This is a genomic window from Litchfieldella anticariensis FP35 = DSM 16096 (genome assembly GCF_000409775.1).
GTDB lineage: Bacteria > Pseudomonadota > Gammaproteobacteria > Pseudomonadales > Halomonadaceae > Litchfieldella > Litchfieldella anticariensis.
On record NZ_KE332377.1, the window covers coordinates 120,005 to 141,784 of the forward strand.

The window sequence follows — 21,780 nt, forward strand, 5'->3', positions numbered from 1 at the left end:
AGTCATTACTCGCTACTACCAAAGAGTTGTTCGTCGATCAGATCGCAGAGGCAGTGGATCACCAGCAAATGTACCTCTTGAATGCGGGCCGTAGAGGTGGCGGGCACCCTAATCTCGCAGTCATCCTGGCCCAGCAGCGAGGCCATATTGCCTCCGTCACGGCCGGTCAGGGCAACAATGGCCATGTCGCGGTCGTGGGCGGCCTGGATGGCTTGCACGACGTTGGCGGAGTTGCCGCTGGTCGAGATTGCCAACAGGATATCGCCGGGTTGTCCCAATGCTCTGATCTGCTTCGAGAAAACCTCGTTGTAACTGTAGTCGTTGGCAATCGATGTCAGCGTTGAGGTGTCGGTCGTCAGCGCCAAGGCTGGCAGGCTGGGACGCTCGCGTTCGAAGCGGTTGAGCAGTTCCGAAGAAAAATGCTGGCTATCACCGGCGCTACCGCCGTTGCCGCAGGCGAGAATCTTTCCTTCGTTGACTAGGCACTGCACCATCATCTGGCTGGCAACTTCGATGAAGGGTGGGAGTACTTCGCTGGCATAGGTCTTGGTATCGATGCTGGCGTTGAAGTGCTCGAGAATGCGTGATTGGAAATCCATTGGCTTGCGGGTCCTATGGCCGTCAGAACGCTTCGAATGCCGCTTGGACCCAGACGAAGTCCAAGTCAGGAGCATGGCCGGTCGCGGCAACGACATCGAAGCGGCACGGACATGATAATCCGTTGCGGTGGAGATAAAAACGCGCTGCCTTGATTAGGCGCCGCTGTTTGCTGGCCGTGACCATCTCCAACGGATGGCCATGCCGTGTATTGGTACGGTGCTTGACTTCGACGAAGACCAGAATATTGCCGTCGCGCATAACCAAGTCCAGTTCTCCGCCCTTGGCGTGCTGGTTGTGGGCGACGAGGGTCAAGCCCCGTGTGGACAGCCATGACGCTGCCGCCTGTTCGACGGCGGCGCCACGGGCGCGAGCGTCAGTCGTCTTGGTCATCCAGTACCCCGCTCAGTCCGTCGAGCAATAGCTCGTTGCGTAAGGGCGGTTGCGGGATCCCATCAATGAAGCGTGCCCAAGGGAGATGACGTTGGATACGTCCGTCGCTGGTGGCGCTCAGGGTGCCGGTGGCACCGAACAGTTCGCTGCCGGGGATGGTCTGGAACTGTGGTAGACGGCGTCCCAGTTCATAGGCATCGACCCCCATGGCGGTCAATTTGAGCAAAGCGGGATCATTATTTCCGCGCAATTCCTGGTAGCTGGTCAAAAAGGGTAGCGCTTCCTCGCCACCAACCGCGGCATCGGGGATCAGCCAGGGAATGTCAACGAACAGCACGTCGTTGAGGTCATGATCGTCCCGCGGACGTGGGCGTCCCTCGTAGAGGTGTGAGGTCGCATAAATCGGTAGGTTGCTGGCATAGTAATAATCCAGCGTGGGTGGCACCTGACGAGCATAGCTGGGCAGGGCGAGCAGGAACAGCATATCGATGCCGTCGAGACGGGCGCGCTCCCCACTGACATTGAGCAGAGGCTTCACGGCACTGGTAACTGTCGCCTGCGGGTTGTAGCGAATCGTGGAGCCGACTTCACCCCCTTGCTCGAGCCATGCTTGACGGAACGCTTCTTCCACACGCCAGCCCCATTCGTTGTTGGGAACCAGTATGGCACTACGGCGATGACCGTCGGTATAAGCACGACGTGCTACCTGGCGTGCTTCGTCCTCGGCGGATAGGCCGTACTGGTAAAGATTGCGGGCGTTATTGCGCTCTCCATGTCCATAGTTCAATGCCAGAGTTGGCAGTGGGACGCTATCGCGGTTTTCCAGTTCGGTGACCAGTTCCTTGTCGAGGGGTCCGATCACGACTTGGGCGCCCGCCATGTTGGCTTCTGCATAGAGGCTTTCCAGGTTGCCGTTACTGGAATCGAAGAAGGTGAGTTGAGGCGTGGTTTCCCCTTGGTTGACGGCTTGCATGTGGCGCGTTTGGATGCCCTCGCGGATCTGTTGGGCCACATTGGCCAGTGGGCCGGACTCCGGTAGGAAAATGGCAATACGGCGGACCTCTCGGCCTCGCAGTTCGCGAAGCGCCATCAAGTCTGAGGGGGGGCGACGGGCGGCGGGGTGGCCGCTATTGCGTTCACGCCACTCCTCGAACTGGCGAAAGAGGCGCTCGATATCACTACTGTTTCGACGTTGCAGCTCGACTAGCGATAGCCAGCCAGCGGTCAGCTCGGCAGGATCGCGTCCCAGCTTGTCCAGCGCTGAGCGTCCGAGTCGCGTAAGCTGCTTCCAGATTGTGTCATTGAGCTCGGTGCTGTCGGTAGCAGCTTGGACCTGGAGCAATGCTTCGCTGGCCGCTAGCGATTCACCGACCATGCCTAGTGCCAGCCCTTGCCGGTAACGGAGGGTGAGGCGCTGCTCCTGTGAAAAGGGAAGATCCTCGTCCAGTATTTGAGTAGCCTGGATGACACTCCAGGGGTCATCGTGGTCGAATGCCAGCTCAGAAAATAGTAGTGCCCAGCGAACACGTCCCTCGGGGGATAGAAGCTTGACATCAAGCTCGCTGACGATGTCGAGTGCCTGCTGCGTCTGGCCGCGCTGTGCTAGAATATCCGCCGCCTTTAAGCGCGTACCTGCCGCTTGCTGGGGGGCTTGCCCCTCGGCTTTCTGCAGTAGTTCGGTCGGTTCAGGTTCGGTGACACGCTCGACCATATCCATTGGTGCGCAGCCTGCTACCAGCAGCGCCAACAGGGCGGCGGCGACTAGGCCGCGTCGCGATTTTTCCATCAATCTCATCCCTAATCTCGATAACTGGCTTTCGGAATCACAATGACAGATTCAGCTTACGGGGCATTGTACGTGGTCGCCACGCCGATTGGGAATCTCAATGACCTATCGCCCCGTGCAGCACAAGTACTTGGTGCAGTCTCACTGGTGGCGGCAGAGGACACTCGGCATAGTGCACGCCTATTACGCCATCTCGGAGTGACTTGTCCTTTGCTCTCGTTGCATGAGCATAATGAGGCGAGTCGTGTCGATCGAATTGCCGGATGCTTGAGTGCCGGGGACGATGTCGCCTTGATTAGCGATGCGGGTACGCCTCTGATCAGTGATCCGGGCTTCGTGCTGGTGCGCGAGCTGCGTCGGCTGGGGCATCGTGTCGTTCCCATTCCCGGGCCTTGCGCCTTGGTGACGGCTCTGTCGGCGGCAGGCTTGCCGACCGATCGTTTCTTGTTCAGTGGCTTCCTGCCTGCCAAGCGAGGTGCACGGCGAGCACGGCTCGAGGCGCTGGTAGCGCGTGATGAGACCCTGGTGTTCTATGAGTCGCCGCATCGCATCCGCGATACCTTGCAGGATATAGGCACACTCTTCGGTTCGCGCCACTTGGTGTTGGGACGCGAACTTACCAAGGCCTTCGAGACGTTTCTGGAGGGCGATGCCGGCCATTTGCTGGCCACCATGGACGATGACCCCGATCAGGCTCGCGGTGAGTTCGTGGTAATGATTGCTGGTACTCCACCTCGAGCCGAGGAGAGCCGCAGCGATATTGACGCTTCGGCACTGCTATCGGCCTTGCTCGCCGAGGGACTGGGCGTCAAACAGGTCGCTGGAGTCGCGGCGCGAGTACTGGGTGGAGCCAAGAAAAGCTGGTATGAGCGAGCCCAGGCACTCAAGGACGGTGCTTGAGGGGGCTTCGCAGCACTGTTATTCTTCGCTGCTGGGAGTTGGCCTGACAGTCGCCGCCGACCTGGTTGTCGGGGGAGGAAAGTCCGGGCTCCATAGGGCAGGGTGCCAGGTAACGCCTGGGCGGCGTGAGCCGACGGAAAGTGCAGCAGAGAGCAGACCGCCTAAGCAGCTTCGGCTGCCGGTAAGGGTGAAAGGGTGCGGTAAGAGCGCACCGCGCGCCTGGTAACAGTGCGTGGCACGGTAAACCCCACCTGGAGCAAGACCAAATAGGAACCCATGGGCGTGGCCCGCGCTGGGTTCGGGTAGGTCGCTGGAGGACCGTGGTGACGCGGTTCCTAGATGAATGACTGTCCACGACAGAACCCGGCTTACCGGCCGACTCCCCCCTCATGTTTCGAGCCTGAAGCATTTTCGACTGCTTCATTATCGTTTGCCGCCTTCTTCGAGTACCGCATGTCGCCATCCGAAACCGCTTCGTCTTCCGCCTCTTATCGCCATGCCAGTGTGCTGCTAGACGGAGCCGTGGAGGCCTTGGTACATGACCCAGCCGGAGCTTATCTGGATGGTACCTTCGGTCGAGGTGGTCATTCGCGGGCGATTCTCGAACGTCTGGCGCCGAAAGGGCGGCTGTTAGCTGTCGATCGCGACCCCCAGGCGCTGGCCGAGGCCCGTACCATCGAAGATCCTCGCTTCACTATCGAGCAAGGGGAGTTCGCTCGCCTGGGAGCGTTGGCCGAGCGACATGGCTTGCATGGCAGACTGTCCGGAATTCTGCTCGACATCGGGGTGTCGTCGCCACAGCTCGATGACCCCGAGCGTGGCTTCAGTTTTCTGCGTGATGGGCCGCTTGATATGCGCATGGACCCAACCCGTGGGGAAACCGCTGCCGATTGGCTGGCCAAGGCCAGTGCTGAAGATATCGCGTGGGTCTTCAAGACATACGGAGAAGAGCGTTTCGCCAAACGTCTTGCCAGGGCTATCGTTGAGAGACGTCGCGAGCGAGGCTTTGAGCGTACCCAGGATCTAGCCGAGGTGATCAAGGTGGCTCATCCCGCTTGGGAAAAGGGCAAGCACCCGGCAACGCGTGCGTTCCAGGCAATGCGCATTCATATCAATGGTGAACTCGAGCAACTCGATGCTGCGCTAGATGCAGCACTTGAGGCGCTTGCCCCCGGTGGGCATCTGGTGGTGATCAGCTTCCACTCGCTTGAAGACCGACGTGTCAAACGGTTTATTCGCGATCACGTCCGAGGCGATATGCACTTGCCACGCGGCATTCCGGTTCGAGACGATCAAATTGTCAGGCGCCTCGAGCCAATGGGTAAGGCTCAGCGCCCGGGCTCCGAGGAGATAGACGCCAACCCCCGCGCTCGCAGCGCCGTCATGCGAGTCGCGCGCAAACGCGTTTGAGGTCTAGTCATGAATCAGGGACGTTCCTTCATTCTCACCAGCGACTGGCATTTCGGAGCTCGTTCGAAGTGGCGGCTGCTCGTGGTGGCGGTGTTGGTGCTATTGGTGTTGGCCAGTGCAATGGCAGTGATCACCGCCAGCCATTTGACCCGTGAGCAGTATGCGCGCCTACAGCGTCTCGAGCGTGAGCAGAATCAATTGCAGACTGAATGGGGGCAATTGTTGCTGGAGGAAAGTGCCTGGTCGTCACCGGCGCGAATCGAGCGGCTGGCCACTGAGCGTCTCGAAATGCGGGTACCGGATGTCAGTGAAGTAGAGGTCATTCGGCCATGAAAGCCGATGTTCGTGAAGCGGTGACTTCTCGCCGGCCACCCCCTATGCAACCGCTGGGCAGTGGGCGCTACGTATTCATTTTGGTGCTGGTGGTATTGGCGTTAGGCCTGCTAATGGGTCGCATTGTCGATTTGCATGTCATCGATCGTTCTTTTCTGCAGGGACAAGGGGATGCGCGTACCCTGCGCGTTGAACCCATCAGTGCCCACCGCGGCATGATCACTGATCGTCATGGCGAACCGCTGGCGATTTCCACGCCGGTCGTCAGCCTTTGGGCCAACCCCCAGGAGCTACCACCCGACAATATTCAGCGACTGATGCTGACTCGGGCATTGGGTCTGGACCTGGACGACTTCAATGCCAGGGTCGAGCGCTTCAGTGAACGCGAGTTCATGTATCTGCGACGCCAGATGACACCCAGAGCCGCTCAGCAGGTGCTTGACCTGGATTTACCCGGTGTCTACTCGCAGAACGAATACAAGCGTTACTACCCCGCCGGTGAAGTCACAGCCCAGTTGCTTGGTGTGACCAACGTCGACGACCAAGGGCAGGAGGGGCTCGAGCTGGCCTACCACTCCTACTTGGCAGGTACCCCCGGTCAGCGCCGGGTGCTCAAGGATCGCAAGGGGCGTTTGGTGCGCGATCTGCACCTGCTACGTGAAGCCAAGCCTGGTGGCGATCTCGTGCTGGCCATCGATCAGCGCCTGCAATATATGGCCTACCGCGAACTCAAGGCGGCAGTGGCCGAGCATGATGCCGATGGTGGGACATTGGTAATGATGGATGCCCGTACCGGCGAGGTGTTGGCGATGGCCAATCAACCTTCCTACAATCCCAACGATCGTACCGGCCTGGACCCCCGGGGGTTGCGCAACCAGGCGATCGTCGATGTCTTCGAACCTGGTTCGGTGATGAAGCCATTGTCCATGTCGGCTGCCCTGGAAAGCGGTGAATTCGAACCCGATACCGTGGTGGATACGTCCCCTGGTTGGATGCGCCTCGACAACCGTTTCACCATTCGTGATTTTCGTAACTATGGGGATTTGACGCTCGCCGGAATTCTCGAGAAATCGTCGAATATTGGTATGACGCGTATTGCGCTGGAACTCGGCGCAACCACAGTGGTGGACAAGTATCAGGAGCTAGGGCTAGGACAGGCGCTGGGCACCGGCTTTCCGGGAGAGGCATCGGGTAGCTTGCCGGCACCGGTGTACTGGTCGGATAGCCAGCGTGCGACTCTAGCCTATGGCTATGGTCTATCGGTATCCGCCCTACAGTTGGCCAGTGCCTATACCACCATTGCCAATGGTGGTCGACGTTTACCCCCGTCGCTGTTGAAGCTCTCCGAGTCACCCGAGGGGATACCCGCCATTGCCCCTGAAGTGGCGAACGATCTGCTGCGAATGCTGGAGCAGGTCGTTCAGCCAGGGACTGGCGCACGTCGTGCCATGGTGCCTGGCTATCGTGTGGCGGGCAAGACCGGCACAGTGCGTAAAACCTCGAGTGAAGGCTATCAGGAGGATGCCTACCGCAGCGTCTTCGCCGGCATTGCCCCGGTTTCCGATCCGCGTATCGTCACTGTGGTGATGATCGACCACCCGCGCGGTGACGAATATTATGGCGGTGCCGTTGCGGCTCCCGTGTTCTCAAGGGTGGCCGGCAGTGCCTTGCGCCTGCTAGATGTGCCTCCCGATCAGCACGAATCGGCACTGACCGCGCCATGATACTGGCGTACCGGTCTCGACGTTCATCATCAGGGAGAAGCATCACAATGCAGGTCGAGTGTCAGCAACTCATCGAGAGCCTCGAGCGCTTGTGGCCTGGAGTCACCGCGACCTGGCCAGTGACGGTCGGAGGCTTATTGCGCCTGGTGCTCGACAGCCGGGAGTTGGCTCCCGGTGATGTTTTCGTGGCGGTGCCCGGTGTACACACCGATGGCCGCGATCATATCGTACAGGCACTGGCCGCTGGAGCGGCTCTGGTGCTTTGCCACCATGACGACAGTGCTGCAGTGGCCGACGCTGAGAATCCTCGCATTCTGCATCTGCCTGGTCTCAAGATGCGGCAAGGCGAGTTGGGGCGGTTATTGTTCGACGTGCCCGATGGCCTCGAACTGATCGGTGTTACCGGAACCAATGGCAAGAGTTCCGTCACCCACTATATCGCTGCGCTCAGCGAGGCATTGGGACGCCCGTGTGGTCTGATTGGCACCTTAGGATATGGGCGTCCCGATCATCTGCGGGATGCCGGACTGACGACACCGGGGCCGCTGGCCTTGCAAGCCTACCTTGGAGAAATGGCCGCCGATGGCATTACGCGGGTGGCCATGGAAGTGTCTTCCCATGCTCTCGAACAGCAACGCCTGGAAGGCTGTCATCTGAGTGTTGGTGTTTTCACCAATCTGAGTCGCGATCATCTTGATTACCATGGCAGCATGGCTGCTTATGCTGCTTCCAAGGCACAGCTCTTCAAACGCGCTGAGCTAGAACTGGCGGTGGTCAATGCCGACGATTCACTCGCCCGCCTGATGCTCGCCGGATTGGGAGCCGGTGTACGTGTATTGGCCACAGGTCAGGACGAAGTCACCACGCTGCGAGTACTCGAATGGCTGCCTCATGAGTCAGGTCAGCGTGCCTTGATTGCTGGCCCGGAAGGTGAATTCGTCCTGGATTTGCCACTGATGGGACGCTTCAACCTGGATAACGTGCTATTGGCTATGGCAGTGCTCCATGGTCGGGGTGAAAGTCTGGAGACCCTGAGAGTTGCTGCCGGCCGCCTGACTCCTGTGCCAGGGCGCATGCAACTGCTCGTCAAGGCTAATTTGCCAAGTGTCGTAGTCGATTACGCCCACACGCCAGATGCGCTGGACAATGCCTTGCAAGCACTGCGCGCCCATCTTGGTAGGAGTGGGAGCCAAGCGCGTGGGCGCTTGTGGTGCCTATTCGGTTGTGGTGGCGAGCGCGACACCGGCAAACGTCCCCTCATGGGGCAGGTCGCCGAGGCCAGAGCCGAGCGATTGGTAATTACCGATGACAATCCGCGCCATGAGCCAGCCGAGGCAATTCGGCAACAGATTCTCGAGGGGGTATCACCCAGTGCTCGTCAGGCCGCTTGGGTGATCGCCGGACGTCAAGCAGCGATAGAACGGACGATTGCTGAGGCCGATGTCGAGGATGTCATCCTGATTGCCGGGAAGGGACACGAGTCTTATCAGGACATCTCCGGTGTTCGCCATCCTTTCTCGGATGTCGCGATAGCCGAATCGGCCCTCTCGCAGCGGGAGGGAAGTATATGAGTGTCTGTGGACTCGAGACCCTGAGCGAAGTGGCCAGGGCGCTGGGAGGCGATTGTCCTTCCTGTGGCGATCGGCAGGTTGCCGGTATCATTAGCGATACCCGGAATCTGGCCGAGGGCGATCTTTTCATCGCCTTGGTCGGAGAGCGCTTTGATGGGCATGATTTTCTAGCTCGAGCGCGGGAGGCGGGTGCCGTGGCTGCTGTCGTGTCGCGCCCGGTGGCAGATCCTTTGCCACAATTGGTGGTGGTCGATACGCGTTTGGCACTGGGGCTACTGGGCCACGCACGCCGTCTGGCGTGGGGTGGTCGCTTGGCAGCAGTGACTGGCAACAGCGGTAAGACCACAGTCAAGGAGATACTTGCCGCCTTGCTTGCCCAGCAAGGAAATACATTAGCTACGCGTGGTAATCTGAATAACGATATCGGTGCGCCGTTGACGTTATTGGGATTGGACTCGACACATCGTCAGGCAGTGATCGAATTGGGAGCCAACCATTTGGGTGAAATCGCCTGGACGACGTCATTGGCCAGGCCGGATGTCGCGGTGATCACTAATGTCACCGGTGCCCACGTAGGTGAGTTTGGTGGCATGGGGAGAATCGCCCAGGCCAAGGCCGAGATTTTGGCCGGTCTACCTAGTGGCGGTGTAGCGGTTCTCAATCGGGATGATGCCTTCTTTTCAGTTTGGCAGCATTTGGCCGTTGCACATGACGTGATCGACTTCGGTATTTCGCCCAAGGCGCGAATGAGCGCGCACGAACTGGTCGTCGACGAGTTGGGACGCTATGCTTTCACGCTTGTGTTCGATGGTCGGGAGTTGGGACGAGTGCAATTGGCCTTGCTCGGTCGTCACAACGTGCTCAACTCGTTGGCCGCCGCCGCTGCCGCCTTGGCCATGGGGCTTGCCGAAAGTGAACTGGTAGCCGGTTTGGCCACCTTGCAGCCGCTGCCAGGTCGCATGACTGTAGTGAAAGGTATCAAGGCGACACAATTATTGGATGATACGTATAATGCCAACCCCGGTGCGGCCAAAGCGGCGTTGGAGCTTCTGGCCGAGTTGCCTGGCCCTCGGTGGTGCCTGCTGGGGGCGATGGGAGAGTTGGGGAGCGAGACCGAGCGGTTGCATGCCGAAGTTGGGCAGTATGCTCGTCAGTTGGGAATCGATGTCCTGGCCACTCTTGGCACACCTGCCAAGGCCGCGTCACTGGCTTTTGGGGAGGGAGGATGTCATTTCGAGGATTGGGAGGCGCTGGCGCGCCATGCCCGAGACCATCTACCGCCCGGAGCCAGCGTGCTGGTCAAGGGGTCGCGCAGTGCCGGAATGGAACGTCTGGTGACCGCATTGCGCTGTGACGCATCAAGGTGAACGCGATACATGCTGCTTTATCTGGCTAATTTTCTGGCGCATTTCCAGAGCGCCTTCAACGTTTTCAATTACCTGACCCTGCGCATGATTCTGGGCGCTCTCACGGCGTTGCTGCTGTGTCTGTGGTTGGGTCCACCGATGATTCGCCGCCTGGTAGAGCGGCAGATTGGACAGGCAGTACGTGACGATGGGCCGCAGTCACACCTGTCCAAGGCTGGAACGCCGACCATGGGAGGGGCGATGATCCTGATGGCGATCGCCATCAGTACCCTGCTTTGGGGGGATTTGGACAATCACTATGTATGGGTGGTGTTGGTCGTGACGCTGGGCTTCGGTGCCATCGGCTGGGTTGATGACTACCGCAAGGTGGTGGAGAAGAACCCGCGTGGGCTACCGGCACGCTGGAAGTATTTCTGGCAATCGGCGATTGGCCTGGCAGCGGCGGGGGTCTTGTATGCGACCGCAACGACACCGGTGGAAACCAGCCTGATCGTACCGTTGTTCAAGGATATCGTGCTGCCGCTGGGAATTTTCTACTTGGTGTTGACCTATTTGGTGATCGTTGGGAGTTCTAATGCGGTCAACCTTACCGATGGTCTCGATGGGTTGGCCATTATGCCCACCGTGATGGTGGCGATGGGGCTTTCGGTGTTCGCCTATGCCAGTGGCAATGCAGTATTCGCCGAGTATCTGCATATTCCCATGATACAGGGTGCCGGTGAGTTGGGTGTCTTCTGTGGCACTATTGCCGGTGCCGGACTCGGTTTTCTGTGGTTCAACACGTATCCCGCGCAGGTGTTCATGGGCGACGTCGGGGCGCTGGCGCTAGGAGCGGCGCTCGGCGTTGTCGCGGTAATCGTGCGCCAGGAGATCGTGCTGTTCATCATGGGAGGGGTTTTCGTCATGGAAACCGTGTCCGTAATCCTGCAGGTTGGCTCCTACAAGCTGACCGGACGGCGTATCTTCCGTATGGCCCCTCTACATCACCACTTCGAGCTCAAAGGCTGGCCGGAACCGAGAGTCATCGTCAGATTCTGGATCATTACCGTGGTTCTGGTGTTGCTGGGGCTGGCGACTCTCAAGATTCGTTGATGTATGCGGTATGGTGAAGCCTTGGGACGGATTCGAGGTAGGCGGAATGCATAAGGTGCCGGCGGGCGTGACCTTGGTCGTGGGATTGGGTGTATCAGGGCGCGCAATCGCGCGGCATCTGACTCGCAAGGGAGTTCCCTACATGGTCGCCGATACACGTACCGCTCCTCCAGGGCTGGACGATTTCCGCGCTGCTCATCCTGATGTCGAAATACATTGTGGCCCGCTGACGCAGCTCGATCTTAGTGAAGTCGGGGAGGTCGTGCTCAGCCCAGGAGTGGCTCCCGATACACCTGGACTCGATAGCCTCGTGGGGCGCGTGCACGATGCTTCCGGTGAGTCGCTGGTGGTTGGCGAGATCGCTTTGTTCGTCCGCGATTGCCAGGCACCGATCGCTGCCATTACTGGTTCGAATGCCAAGTCCACGGTTACCACACTGCTGGGGGAAATGGCGCGTGCCGCTGGGTGGAACGTGGCGGTAGGGGGGAATCTTGGTACCCCAGCACTGGATCTGCTACACGACCTGCCTGATGCCGACCTCTATGTGCTCGAACTGTCCAGCTTTCAGCTCGAAACCACTCCCTGCTTGAGTGCCGAGACAGCGGCTTTTCTCAACCTCTCCGATGACCACCTCGATCGCCATGGCGATATGAGCGGCTATCGCGCTGCCAAGCTATCTATCTTCCGGAGTGCTCGGCATGGTGTGATCAATGCTGAGGATCCCATGACTTGGCCAGAGGTCAGCATGCCGGCACTGGATCGGTTTACGACGCACGCCCCCCTCAACAATGAATGGGGCGTCGCCGAATATGACGATGGCAGCGGTGAAACCGATTGGCTAATGTACGGCAGCGAGCCGCTGCTACCTTGCCATGCGCTGCGGCTCAAGGGGCGCCACAACCAGGCCAATGCGTTGGCGGCTCTTGCGATGGGCAGACATTTGGGGCTGCCCATGCCGGCGATGCTGGGAGCGTTGGAGCGGTTCTCGGGGTTGCCACATCGAGGTGAGGTGGTGGCCGAAATGAAGGGAGTTATCTGGATCAACGATTCCAAGGGAACCAACGTTGGTGCGACGCTGGCAGCTATCGATGGAGTGGGAGCAACACTGTCCGGCAAACTGATCCTGCTGGCCGGCGGGGTGGGTAAAGGCGCCGATTTTACCCCTCTGGCAATGCCATTGGCCCGCTACGCACGTGAAGCGATACTCTTCGGGCGTGATGCCGAATCGCTGCAGTGTGCTTTGCAGGATGAGGTGCCGACTTGCCGAGTCACCGACCTGATCGCAGCCATGGAGCGCGCGGCAAGTATTGCCGAATCGGGGGATTGCGTGTTGCTGTCGCCGGCCTGCGCCAGCCTTGATCAGTTCGTCAATTACCAGGAACGTGGCGAGACGTTTCGTCGCTGGGTGCACGAGCGACTGGGGAGGCAAGGGTGACCGACAGCAAGACACGATTTCCAGCATTTGACCAGCCTTGCGATGGCTGGTTGATGGTCGCTGCCCTCTCCTTGTTGCTGATTGGCTGGGTAATGGTGACATCGGCTTCGACGGAAGTTGCGTCGGGGCTGACCGGCAATCCTTATTATTTCAGTATTCGCCACGGTATCTTCGTGATCGTATCGTTGCTGGCCGCCTTGTTGGTAACGCGCGTACCCTTGGCCTGGTGGCGGGTCAATGGCCCCTTCCTGCTGCTGGTGGGTATGGCATTGCTGGTTCTGGTGTTATTGGTCGGTCGTGAGATCAATGGTAGCAAGCGCTGGCTGTCGGTTCCCGGCGTTCCCTTCAATTTGCAGGCATCCGAAGTCGCCAAGTTATGCCTGATTACCTACATGGCAGGTTACTTGGAACGCTTTCTGCCGCAGGTCCGGCGCGAGTGGGGTGCCTTCATGCGGCCACTGGCGGTCATGGCGGTGATTGCCCTGCTGCTGATTCTCGAGCCCGACTATGGGGCCGTGGTAGTCATGACCGGCTGCGTGATGGGGATGTTGTTGATGGCAGGTGCCCCCCTCGGCCGCTTCGTGATGTTGATGCTGGGGGTGGCGGCCTTGGGGTTTTATGTTGCCATTGCCGAGCCCTATCGTTTGGCTCGACTGACCAGTTTCGCTGACCCTTGGGCGGATCAGTTCGCCAGTGGCTATCAGTTGACTCAGGCGCTGATCGCGTATGGCCGCGGTCATTGGTTGGGGTTGGGACTGGGTAACAGTGTTCAGAAGCTCTTTTACCTTCCCGAAGCGCATACCGACTTCGTGTTCGCGGTGATAGCAGAGGAGCTGGGGCTGTTCGGAGCCATCGCCGTGGTAGCTCTATTCGCACTACTGATCTACCGCGCACTGGTGGTCGGGCGGCGCGCCGAACTGGCCCAACTACCATTCGCCGCTTATCTCAGCTACGGCATCGCTTTCATCATCGGTTCCCAAGCCTTCATCAATATCGCCGTGAGTACCGGTATGTTGCCAACCAAGGGGCTGACCTTGCCACTACTCAGTTATGGGGGGTCCAGTTTGTTGGTCAGTAGCATCATGGTGGGGATTTTGCTTCGTGTCGATATAGAAACCCGCCGGGCGATAAGACGAGCCAGCCCGGCCGCACCAAAAGCTAGTTCATCCGCTTCCTCTTCTCTTTCTCGACAAGGAACTCGCAAGTGACGTACGACTCACAGCGGCGGGCCCTGATCATGGCTGGAGGCACTGGAGGGCATGTGATCCCGGCTCTGTCGCTGGCCAAGGCTCTGGCCGACAAGGGCGTTCAGGTCGAGTGGCTAGGCAGTCCACGGGGTATCGAGAACCGGCTGGTGCCGGCGGCTGGTATTCCATTACATCGTATCTCTGTGGCAGGGTTGCGAGGCAAGGGAATGAGTGGTTGGGTGCTTGCACCGTTCCGGCTGATGCGAGCGGTTTGGCAGGCACGCCGTGTGATCGTCAATTACGACCCTCAACTCGTGATTGGGCTGGGAGGCTTCGCTAGCGGTCCCGGTGGCCTAGCGGCGTGGCTAACGCGACGCCCCTTGGTGATACATGAACAGAATGCTGTCGCGGGCCTGACTAACAAGGCCCTGGCTCGGCTAGCGAAGCGCGTTTATGCAGCGTTTCCCGATGCGTTTTCCGGTACTCGAAGTGAAGTGGTCGGCAACCCGGTTCGTGACGATATCGCGGCATTGGGTGAAAAGCCTCGCACTCAAGTAGAGATGCAGCGCCGTTTGCGCTTGCTGGTGGTGGGTGGCTCGCTGGGTGCCTTGTCACTGAACGAGACGATGCCGTTGGCTCTCTCGCGCTTGCCTGAGGCCCGTCGTCCTGAAGTGCGACACCAGGCGGGGCGTGACAAGGATGAGGTTACCCGTCAGGCCTATAGTGAGCATGGCGTGCAAAGTGAGGTATCGGCCTTTATCGATGACATGGCAGCGGCGTACGATTGGGCCGATCTTGTCGTGTGTCGTGCGGGGGCCTTGACCGTGGCCGAGCTGGCCGCAGCGGCCAAGCCGTCCTTGCTGGTTCCATACCCGCATGCGGTGGATGATCATCAGACGGCTAACGCGCGGGTGTTGGTCGAAGCAGGCGGTGCTGAACTGATGATGCAATCCAACATGACGGCGGCTTCTCTGGCTGAGTGTCTGGAAAGGCTGCTCGACCCTCGAATTCTTGCCACCATGGCAACGGCGGCGCGAGCCGGGGCTTGGCTCGATGCAACACAGCGCCTGGTGGACGGCTGTATGGAGACAGGTTTTGAGCGATAACCAGCAAGCAGTGACGTCGTCTCGGCGACAGCGTGGGCAGGGGGCTGGCGCCTTGGGCATGCGGCGTATTCGGCGCATACATTTCGTCGGTATCGGTGGTGTCGGCATGTGTGGCATCGCTGAGGTTCTGATGAATCAGGGTTACCAGGTCGGTGGTAGTGACTTGAAGCTTTCGTCGGTGGTCGAACATCTGCGCGATTGCGGTATTCGGGTGGCTATCGGCCATGACGCCAGTAATGTCGCGGATGCCGATGTCGTGGTGGTGTCGACGGCAGTGGATCGGGACAATCCAGAAATTCGCTGGGCTCAGGAGCATCGTGTTCCGGTAGTGCGGCGTGCCGAGATGCTAGCCGAGTTGATGCGTTTCCGACACGGTATCGCCGTGGCTGGCACGCATGGCAAGACCACCACGACCAGCATTACGGCGACCTTGTTGGCCGAAGCCGGTCTCGACCCAACGTTCGTGATCGGTGGCCGCTTGACTAGTGCCGGCACCAATGCCCGTCTTGGTGAAGGGGATTATCTGGTTGCCGAAGCTGACGAGTCAGATGCTTCCTTTTTACACCTGCAGCCCATGGTAGCCATTGTCACCAATATCGATGCTGACCACATGGCGACTTATGGCGGTGACTTCGAGCGACTCAAGGGCACCTTCATCGAATTCCTTCACAACCTGCCATTCTATGGGCTGGCGGTGCTGTGCATCGACGATGAACATGTACGCGGGCTGCTTGAGCAAGTACACCGACAGTTCGTCACCTACGGCTTCAGCGAGGATGCCGATTACCGCATTGTCGATTTCACTCAAGTGGCGGGTGAGGTACGGTTCACGGCCTTGCGTCCCGATGGTATGACGCCTCTGGAAGTGCGTCTTGCCATGCCGGGAAAGCACAATGCCTTGAATGCCTTGGCGGCGATCGCCGTTGCCTGTGATGCGGGCATCGATGATGACGCCATCTTGCGTGGTCTAGCCGGTTTCGCTGGAGTGGGTCGGCGCTTCCAGGTGCACGGCGAATTTGCCGCGCCTATCGGACAGGGCGAGGTGATGCTGGTCGATGACTACGGCCACCACCCCCGGGAAGTGGAGATGGTCATCAAGGCGGTGCGCGCCGGTTGGCCGGAGCGGCGCCTGGTAATGGTCTACCAGCCGCATCGTTACACTCGTACTCGAGATCTCTACGAGGACTTCGTCAAGGTGTTGTCTGGGGTCGATACACTGTTGCTATTGGATGTCTATAGTGCCGGTGAAGCATCCATCCCCGGTGCTGAGGGGCGTACCTTGGCGGGCTCGATTCGTCAGCGTGGGCAAGTCGATCCGTTGTTCGTCGAAAGCAAGGCGGAGTTGCCGGACCTGCTGGCTCGGGTATTGCGCCCCGGCGATATTCTGATTACTCAGGGCGCCGGTGATGTGGGTGGGATCTCCTTACGCCTGGCACAGGCTCAATTGAAACTCGATGAGGTGGTCCTATGAGCCAACAAGTGACAGGGCAACCTGATTATGGGCGTGTGGTTGTCGTCTATGGTGGTGATTCCGCCGAACGTGAGGTGTCGCTGATCAGTGGCAGTGCAGTGTTGGCTTCGCTTCAGCGCAGTGGTGTCGATGTGCATGGCTACGACCTGGCAATTGGTGGTCTTGCTGGTCTGGAGGCTTTGCAACCGGACCGTATCTTCATCGCTCTGCATGGCAGGGGAGGTGAGGATGGTGCTCTGCAAGGAGCGCTCGAGCTGCTCAGGATTCCCTATACTGGCAGCGGTGTGCTGGCTTCAGCGCTGGGCATGGATAAGTTACGTACCAAGCAGGTTTGGCAGGCACTGGGATTGCCGACGCCGGAAAGTATGATTCTTGGTGCTGAGGCGGATTGGTCGGGTGTGTGCGAGTCGCTAGGGTTGCCCTTGATCGTCAAGCCAGTGCATGAGGGATCCACGCTTGGCATCAGTATTGTCGATAGTCGAGAGTCTCTTGAGGCGGCTTATCGGCAAGCAGCACAGTATGATGCCTTGGTGATGGCTGAGCGGTTCATCGAAGGAGCGGAATACACGGTGTCGCTATTGGGTGACAGGGTGTTGCCAGCGATTCGGGTCGAAGTACCGAATGGTTTCTACGACTATGAAGCCAAGTACTTATCCAGTGAAACTCTCTACCATTTGCCATGTGGCCTGACAAGCATCGAGGAGAACGAATTGGGTGCCTTGTGTCGCCACGCTTTTGCTGCTATCGGCGGCCACGGATGGGGGCGTGTGGACGTGATGCGTGATGCCGAAGGACAGTTCTGGTTATTGGAAGTCAACACCATTCCTGGTATGACCGATCACAGCCTGGTTCCACAGTCGGCTGCTTATGCCGGGCTGGATTTCGACGCACTGGTACTTGCCATTCTCGATACCTCTTTGGAAGCCTGATCTTTCATGTCCGCACTGCGTGGCTCCTTACCGGGTCTGATACTGCTGCTGGTGTTGTTGGTGGCCGGTGGCCGTGCCTTGTGGTTGTGGCTCGACCGACCTATCGAGCGAGTCTCGATCCGTGGCGATCTGACTTATGTCAGCGCTGCCTATTTGCGAGAAGAGCTTTCTCCTCTCGTTCAAGGTGAAACCTGGCTCTCGGTGAGTCTTAGTGAGTTGCGTCACAGTGCTCGTGAAATCGAGTGGCTGGCCGAAGTAAGGGTGTCACGGGAGTGGCCCAATGCGCTTTCCTTTGAACTAGTGGAACAGAAGCCTGTTGCGCGTTGGAATGACACCTTTCTGCTCAATCCTAAAGGCGAGCCCTTTGCTTTTGCGCCGATCTCTCCCCCTCCTGATCTTCCTGATCTGGCAGGTCCTGAAGGAAGCGGTGCTGAAGTTTTGGCATATTATGATTATCTTCAACCTCGCTTTTCTGATTTGGGGTTAACGGTTACTCAATTACGTCTTGAGGCGCGAGGGGCTTGGCGTTTCCAAGTTGATGATAGTGTCTGGGTCATGCTGGGACGTAATGATCGTAATGCTCGGTTGTCGCGTTTACATGCTGCATGGCAACGACAGCTTGGTACGCAGGCGTCGCAAATTCGCTACATCGATCTACGTTATCCCAATGGGGTGGCCGTGGCCTGGCATGGTGAAACCGACGCTGGAGAAGTCGTCGAGACAGAAGGTTCTTGAGGTGTTTTCTTGATCCGGTACCCGCCAATCAGGCCGTATGGGTGTTTCTTTTGGATAAAAACCCCCGTATTCTGACATATGTTTTCTAATTGGGCTGGTGAAACAACCCTAGTTGTTCCTATAATTGGCTCAATGTCTTATTGTGCCTTTAAATGGACTGTGAACCCGGATTAAGATTGAGGAGTAACCCCGACCCATGGCAGGACAATATAATGCTTCCAATATGGTAGTCGGGCTGGATATCGGAACATCCAAGGTCGTGGCGATCGTGGGTCAACCTACCGACGATGGCGGAATTGAAATTGCAGGCATTGGCTCTCACCCTTCGCGCGGTATGAAGAAAGGAGTGGTCATCAATATTGAGTCGACCGTGCAATCGATTCAGCGTGCCGTGGAAGAAGCCGAGCTGATGGCCGGCTGTGATATTCACTCAGTATATGTCGGCGTAGCCGGCAGCCATATCAGTTCCATGAATTCCGATGGGGTGGTGGCGATCAAGGATCGTGAAGTCTCGCCGTCGGACATCGAAAGAGTCATCGATTCGGCCCGGGCGCGTGCCATCTCCGAAGGCCAGCGGGTGTTGCATGTGCTTCCTCAGGAGTTCGCCATCGATACTCAAGAGGGTATCCGCGAGCCTTTAGGTATGTCCGGAGTGCGTCTTGAGGCTCGTGTGCATTTGGTGACGGCAGCGCTCAATGCCGTGCAGAATATCGAAAAATGTGTGCGTCGCTGTGGTCTTGAAGTCGATGCCATCATACTCGAGCAACTGGCTTCGAGCCACGCGGTACTCACCGAGGACGAGCGTGAACTGGGCGTTTGTATGGTGGATATTGGCGGAGGAACGACCGATATTGCGGTATTCACCGAGGGAGCTATCCGGCATACTGCCGTGATTCCCATTGCTGGCGACCAGGTAACCAATGACATTGCCATGGCATTACGTACGCCCACGCAATATGCCGAGGATATTAAGGTCAAGTATGCCTGTGCGCTGACACAGCTTGCTTCCAGTGATGAGATGATCAAGGTGCCTAGCGTCGGCGATCGGCCGGCCCGGGATCTGTCGCGACAGTCCCTGGCCGAGGTCGTCGAACCGCGTTACGAAGAGCTTTTTACCCTTGTGCGGGAAGAGTTGCGTCGTAGCGGCTATGAGGACTTGGTAGCTGCGGGTGTGGTATTGACCGGCGGCACTGCACGTATGGAAGGCGTGGTCGAATTGGCCGAGGAGATCTTCCATATGCCAGTGCGCATTGCCTGCCCGCAGAATGTACGTGGCTTAGCCGATGTGGTCCGCAACCCGATTTATTCCACCGGTGTGGGTTTGCTACATTATGGAATGCGTGACGCCAGGCTCGGGCATGGCCGCGTAGTATCGGCTCAGCCGAAGAGGGAGGACGTCTCCCGGCGTGGGTTCATGGAAGGTATTCCGGCGCTGGACAAGATCAAGGGCTGGTTCAAAGGAAATTTCTGACAGGGGCCGCAAGCGGTCCAGGAGACGGGGCTTATGTTCGAACTGGTAGATAACGCACCCTCAAGCAGCGCGGTCATCAAGGTGATCGGTGTAGGCGGCGGCGGTGGTAATGCCGTCAATCACATGGTGGAAAGCAGCATCGAAGGCGTGGAGTTCATCTGCGCTAATACCGATGCGCAAGCACTGAAACGTGTGGCGGCCAAGACCGTTCTTCAACTTGGCAGCGAAATCACCAAGGGGCTGGGCGCTGGCGCTAATCCCGAGGTTGGTCGCCAGGCGGCGATGGAGGACCGTGAGCGGATTGCCGAACTGATCAATGGCGCCGACATGGTATTCATTACCGCTGGCATGGGGGGCGGTACCGGTACCGGTGGTGCTCCGGTAGTGGCTCAGGTAGCCAAGGAGTTGGGAATCCTTACCGTGGCCGTGGTCACACGTCCTTTCCCCTTCGAAGGGCCCAAACGCATGCGCGCCGCCGAAGAGGGGATGAAGGAGCTCTCCGAGCATGTGGACTCCCTGATCACTATCCCTAATGAAAAGTTGCTGGCCGTGCTGGGCAAGAATGCCAGCCTGCTGACGGCATTTAGTGCTGCCAACGATGTTCTGTTGGGCGCTGTGCAGGGTATCGCCGAGTTGATCACCAGCCCGGGCATCATCAACGTTGACTTTGCCGACGTGCGTACCGTGATGTCCGAGATGGGGATGGCAATGATGGGTACTGGCGGCGCTACCGGTGAGAATCGGGCGCGTGAAGCCGCTGAGAAAGCGATTCGCAGCCCCTTGTTGGAAGACATCGACCTGCATGGTGCGCGTGGCATTCTGGTCAATATCACCGCTGGTCCCGATCTCTCCATTGGTGAGTTCAACGATGTCGGTGCCACTGTCCAGGAGTTCGCTTCTCAAGATGCCACCATCGTCGTAGGGACATCGATCGACATGGAAATGTCCGACGAGCTCCGAGTGACGGTGGTGGCCGCTGGTCTCGAAGGACGTCAGCAGAAAGCTGCGCCTCGTGAAAGCGTCGCCAAGCGGCCTGAGCCTACGGACTACCGCAAGCTGCAGCAGCCGACGGTGATGCGCCAGCAGGCTGCCAAGGCTGAGCAAGAGAGTCCCGCGGCAAGGGCTGACAAACGCAAGTCTCAGGAGTTGGATGACTACCTCGACATCCCGGCATTTTTGCGTCGCCAGGCCGATTGATCGAAGCTATCGGGGAAATAGGGATCGCCGGGTATCATTTTTTTGTTAAAACGCTCGTTCGCTGTTATAGTGAACGGTGTTTGATAATTAAATTATCACCTGGCGGTAACTCATGATTAGACAACGAACGCTCAAGAACACCATTCGTGCGACGGGGGTGGGCCTGCATTCCGGTGAGAAGGTCTATCTGACGTTGCGTCCGGCCCCTGTGAATACCGGCATCATCTTCGTGCGCACCGATCTCGATCCTGAGGTGCGCATTGCTGCACGTGCGGAGAACGTCACTGACACGACGTTATGCACGGCACTTTCGCAAGATGGCGTCAAGGTGGCGACCGTTGAGCACCTGATGTCAGCTTTTGCTGGCTTGGGTATCGATAATGCCTTTGTCGATGTCAGCGCCCCTGAGGTGCCGATCATGGATGGCAGTGCCGGTCCTTTTGTGTTTCTCATCCAATCGGCGGGAATCGAAGAGCAAAGCGCGGCCAAGAAATTCATTCGCATCAAGCGCGAGATTGTGGTCCGCGAGGGTGATAAGGAGGCAATCTTCCTGCCGCACAATGGCTTCAAGGTCTCTTTCGCCATCGACTTTGATCACCCAGTCATCGAGCTGCAGAAGCAAAGCGCCGTGGTCGATTTCTCCACTACCTCTTTCGTCAAGGAGGTTTCTCGGGCGCGAACGTTCGGTTTTATGCGCGATCTTGAGTTCCTGCGCTCTCACAATCTGGCTTTGGGTGGTAGTTTGGACAATGCCATTGTCGTTGACGACTACCGCATCGTGAATGAGGGTGGGTTGCGCTACGATGACGAATTCGTCAAGCACAAGGTGCTTGACGCCATTGGTGATCTCTACCAATTAGGACATAGCCTGATTGGCGAGTTCCGTGGTGTGAAATCGGGGCATGCACTCAACAATCAACTGTGCCGGGCCGTGCTGGCACAACCGGATGCCTGGGAAGTCGTCACTTTCGAGGATGAGTCACAGCGAGCTCCGATCTCCTACGCTGCTCCTGCCATGGTTTAAGGGAGGCTAAGGTTTAAGAAGCTTATTCCTCTTGCGCCAGGTTCTGACGCCA

19 protein-coding genes and 1 other RNA gene are annotated in these 21,780 nt (G+C 58.4%); 17 read left to right on the forward strand and 3 right to left on the reverse strand.

What is annotated here, in order from left to right:
* Window positions 1-5: 5 nt before the first annotated feature.
* The 3 genes from L861_RS00555 to L861_RS00565 are packed head-to-tail and all read right to left on the reverse strand — an operon-like array spanning window position 6 to window position 2,776.
* Window positions 6-599 (reverse strand): phosphoheptose isomerase, encoded by a 594-nt coding sequence (locus L861_RS00555; protein ID WP_016414573.1) that lies wholly within the window; start codon window positions 597-599, stop codon window positions 6-8.
* A gap of 22 nt (window positions 600-621) precedes the next feature.
* A complete protein-coding gene (locus L861_RS00560) occupies window positions 622-990 on the reverse strand; it encodes a YraN family protein (RefSeq protein ID WP_016414574.1) in 369 nt (122 codons plus the stop codon).
* On the reverse strand, window positions 974-2,776 hold the full coding sequence (locus tag L861_RS00565) for a penicillin-binding protein activator (RefSeq protein ID WP_016414575.1): 1,803 nt from the start codon (window positions 2,774-2,776) through the stop codon (window positions 974-976). The genes L861_RS00560 and L861_RS00565 overlap by 17 nt, the downstream gene beginning before the upstream one ends.
* A gap of 42 nt (window positions 2,777-2,818) precedes the next feature.
* Here L861_RS00565 and rsmI point away from each other — a divergent pair, with 42 nt between their 5' ends.
* The 17 genes from rsmI to lpxC all read left to right on the forward strand — a co-directional run bounded on the left by rsmI (window position 2,819) and on the right by lpxC (window position 21,728).
* The gene (gene rsmI, locus L861_RS00570; RefSeq protein WP_016414576.1) at window positions 2,819-3,676 is read left to right on the forward strand and encodes a 16S rRNA (cytidine(1402)-2'-O)-methyltransferase; all 858 of its coding nucleotides are present in this window, start codon (window positions 2,819-2,821) and stop codon (window positions 3,674-3,676) included.
* 34 nt (window positions 3,677-3,710) lie between these two features.
* An RNA gene (gene rnpB / locus L861_RS23550) (RNase P RNA component class A) lies at window positions 3,711-4,063 on the forward strand.
* A 66-nt stretch (window positions 4,064-4,129) separates the two neighbouring features.
* Window positions 4,130-5,086, forward strand: a complete 957-nt coding sequence (rsmH, locus tag L861_RS00575) for a 16S rRNA (cytosine(1402)-N(4))-methyltransferase RsmH (protein ID WP_016414577.1) — start codon at window positions 4,130-4,132, stop codon at window positions 5,084-5,086.
* A gap of 9 nt (window positions 5,087-5,095) precedes the next feature.
* Window positions 5,096-5,419 (forward strand): cell division protein FtsL, encoded by a 324-nt coding sequence (ftsL, locus tag L861_RS00580; RefSeq protein WP_016414578.1) that lies wholly within the window; start codon window positions 5,096-5,098, stop codon window positions 5,417-5,419.
* The gene (locus L861_RS00585) at window positions 5,416-7,143 is read left to right on the forward strand and encodes a peptidoglycan D,D-transpeptidase FtsI family protein (RefSeq protein WP_016414579.1); all 1,728 of its coding nucleotides are present in this window, start codon (window positions 5,416-5,418) and stop codon (window positions 7,141-7,143) included. The genes ftsL and L861_RS00585 overlap by 4 nt, the downstream gene beginning before the upstream one ends.
* A gap of 47 nt (window positions 7,144-7,190) precedes the next feature.
* Window positions 7,191-8,714 carry a UDP-N-acetylmuramoyl-L-alanyl-D-glutamate--2,6-diaminopimelate ligase gene (locus L861_RS00590; protein WP_016414580.1) on the forward strand — a complete coding sequence of 508 codons (1,524 nt, stop codon included), beginning with the start codon at window positions 7,191-7,193 and terminating at the stop codon, window positions 8,712-8,714.
* The gene (locus L861_RS00595) at window positions 8,711-10,081 is read left to right on the forward strand and encodes a UDP-N-acetylmuramoyl-tripeptide--D-alanyl-D-alanine ligase (protein WP_016414581.1); all 1,371 of its coding nucleotides are present in this window, start codon (window positions 8,711-8,713) and stop codon (window positions 10,079-10,081) included. Before L861_RS00590 ends, L861_RS00595 begins: the two co-directional genes overlap by 4 nt.
* 9 nt (window positions 10,082-10,090) lie before the next feature.
* Window positions 10,091-11,173 (forward strand): phospho-N-acetylmuramoyl-pentapeptide-transferase, encoded by a 1,083-nt coding sequence (gene mraY / locus L861_RS00600; protein ID WP_016414582.1) that lies wholly within the window; start codon window positions 10,091-10,093, stop codon window positions 11,171-11,173.
* A gap of 46 nt (window positions 11,174-11,219) precedes the next feature.
* Window positions 11,220-12,608 (forward strand): UDP-N-acetylmuramoyl-L-alanine--D-glutamate ligase, encoded by a 1,389-nt coding sequence (gene murD, locus L861_RS00605; RefSeq protein WP_027947702.1) that lies wholly within the window; start codon window positions 11,220-11,222, stop codon window positions 12,606-12,608.
* Between the two features lie 53 nt (window positions 12,609-12,661).
* Complete coding sequence (ftsW, locus tag L861_RS00610) at window positions 12,662-13,816, forward strand: putative lipid II flippase FtsW (protein WP_081645779.1); 1,155 nt, start codon at window positions 12,662-12,664, stop codon at window positions 13,814-13,816.
* Between the two features lie 29 nt (window positions 13,817-13,845).
* Window positions 13,846-14,901 carry an undecaprenyldiphospho-muramoylpentapeptide beta-N-acetylglucosaminyltransferase gene (gene murG / locus L861_RS00615; RefSeq protein WP_081645780.1) on the forward strand — a complete coding sequence of 352 codons (1,056 nt, stop codon included), beginning with the start codon at window positions 13,846-13,848 and terminating at the stop codon, window positions 14,899-14,901.
* A 58-nt stretch (window positions 14,902-14,959) separates the two neighbouring features.
* Window positions 14,960-16,372, forward strand: a complete 1,413-nt coding sequence (gene murC / locus L861_RS00620) for a UDP-N-acetylmuramate--L-alanine ligase (RefSeq protein WP_236617049.1) — start codon at window positions 14,960-14,962, stop codon at window positions 16,370-16,372.
* Window positions 16,369-17,301, forward strand: coding sequence for a D-alanine--D-alanine ligase (locus L861_RS00625; protein ID WP_016414587.1), 933 nt, complete (start codon window positions 16,369-16,371; stop codon window positions 17,299-17,301). The genes murC and L861_RS00625 overlap by 4 nt, the downstream gene beginning before the upstream one ends.
* Before the next feature lie 6 nt (window positions 17,302-17,307).
* Complete coding sequence (locus tag L861_RS00630) at window positions 17,308-18,036, forward strand: cell division protein FtsQ/DivIB (RefSeq protein WP_016414588.1); 729 nt, start codon at window positions 17,308-17,310, stop codon at window positions 18,034-18,036.
* A 196-nt stretch (window positions 18,037-18,232) separates the two neighbouring features.
* Complete coding sequence (gene ftsA / locus L861_RS00635; protein ID WP_016414589.1) at window positions 18,233-19,507, forward strand: cell division protein FtsA; 1,275 nt, start codon at window positions 18,233-18,235, stop codon at window positions 19,505-19,507.
* A gap of 33 nt (window positions 19,508-19,540) precedes the next feature.
* Window positions 19,541-20,704, forward strand: a complete 1,164-nt coding sequence (gene ftsZ, locus L861_RS00640) for a cell division protein FtsZ (RefSeq protein ID WP_016414590.1) — start codon at window positions 19,541-19,543, stop codon at window positions 20,702-20,704.
* A gap of 112 nt (window positions 20,705-20,816) precedes the next feature.
* Entirely contained in the window at window positions 20,817-21,728 is a 912-nt protein-coding gene (gene lpxC, locus L861_RS00645) for a UDP-3-O-acyl-N-acetylglucosamine deacetylase (protein WP_016414591.1), read from the forward strand.
* Window positions 21,729-21,780 lie beyond the last annotated feature (52 nt).

Coding starts and splice junctions, on each gene's coding strand:
- L861_RS00555 (WP_016414573.1), bottom strand. CDS start 599: ATGGATTTCCAATCACGCATTCTCGAGCACTTCAACGCCAGCATCGAT.
- L861_RS00560 (WP_016414574.1), bottom strand. CDS start 990: ATGACCAAGACGACTGACGCTCGCGCCCGTGGCGCCGCCGTCGAACAG.
- L861_RS00565 (WP_016414575.1), bottom strand. CDS start 2,776: ATGGAAAAATCGCGACGCGGCCTAGTCGCCGCCGCCCTGTTGGCGCTG.
- rsmI (WP_016414576.1), top strand. CDS start 2,819: ATGACAGATTCAGCTTACGGGGCATTGTACGTGGTCGCCACGCCGATT.
- rsmH (WP_016414577.1), top strand. CDS start 4,130: ATGTCGCCATCCGAAACCGCTTCGTCTTCCGCCTCTTATCGCCATGCC.
- ftsL (WP_016414578.1), top strand. CDS start 5,096: ATGAATCAGGGACGTTCCTTCATTCTCACCAGCGACTGGCATTTCGGA.
- L861_RS00585 (WP_016414579.1), top strand. CDS start 5,416: ATGAAAGCCGATGTTCGTGAAGCGGTGACTTCTCGCCGGCCACCCCCT.
- L861_RS00590 (WP_016414580.1), top strand. CDS start 7,191: ATGCAGGTCGAGTGTCAGCAACTCATCGAGAGCCTCGAGCGCTTGTGG.
- L861_RS00595 (WP_016414581.1), top strand. CDS start 8,711: ATGAGTGTCTGTGGACTCGAGACCCTGAGCGAAGTGGCCAGGGCGCTG.
- mraY (WP_016414582.1), top strand. CDS start 10,091: ATGCTGCTTTATCTGGCTAATTTTCTGGCGCATTTCCAGAGCGCCTTC.
- murD (WP_027947702.1), top strand. CDS start 11,220: ATGCATAAGGTGCCGGCGGGCGTGACCTTGGTCGTGGGATTGGGTGTA.
- ftsW (WP_081645779.1), top strand. CDS start 12,662: ATGGTCGCTGCCCTCTCCTTGTTGCTGATTGGCTGGGTAATGGTGACA.
- murG (WP_081645780.1), top strand. CDS start 13,846: ATGGCTGGAGGCACTGGAGGGCATGTGATCCCGGCTCTGTCGCTGGCC.
- murC (WP_236617049.1), top strand. CDS start 14,960: ATGCGGCGTATTCGGCGCATACATTTCGTCGGTATCGGTGGTGTCGGC.
- L861_RS00625 (WP_016414587.1), top strand. CDS start 16,369: ATGAGCCAACAAGTGACAGGGCAACCTGATTATGGGCGTGTGGTTGTC.
- L861_RS00630 (WP_016414588.1), top strand. CDS start 17,308: ATGTCCGCACTGCGTGGCTCCTTACCGGGTCTGATACTGCTGCTGGTG.
- ftsA (WP_016414589.1), top strand. CDS start 18,233: ATGGCAGGACAATATAATGCTTCCAATATGGTAGTCGGGCTGGATATC.
- ftsZ (WP_016414590.1), top strand. CDS start 19,541: ATGTTCGAACTGGTAGATAACGCACCCTCAAGCAGCGCGGTCATCAAG.
- lpxC (WP_016414591.1), top strand. CDS start 20,817: ATGATTAGACAACGAACGCTCAAGAACACCATTCGTGCGACGGGGGTG.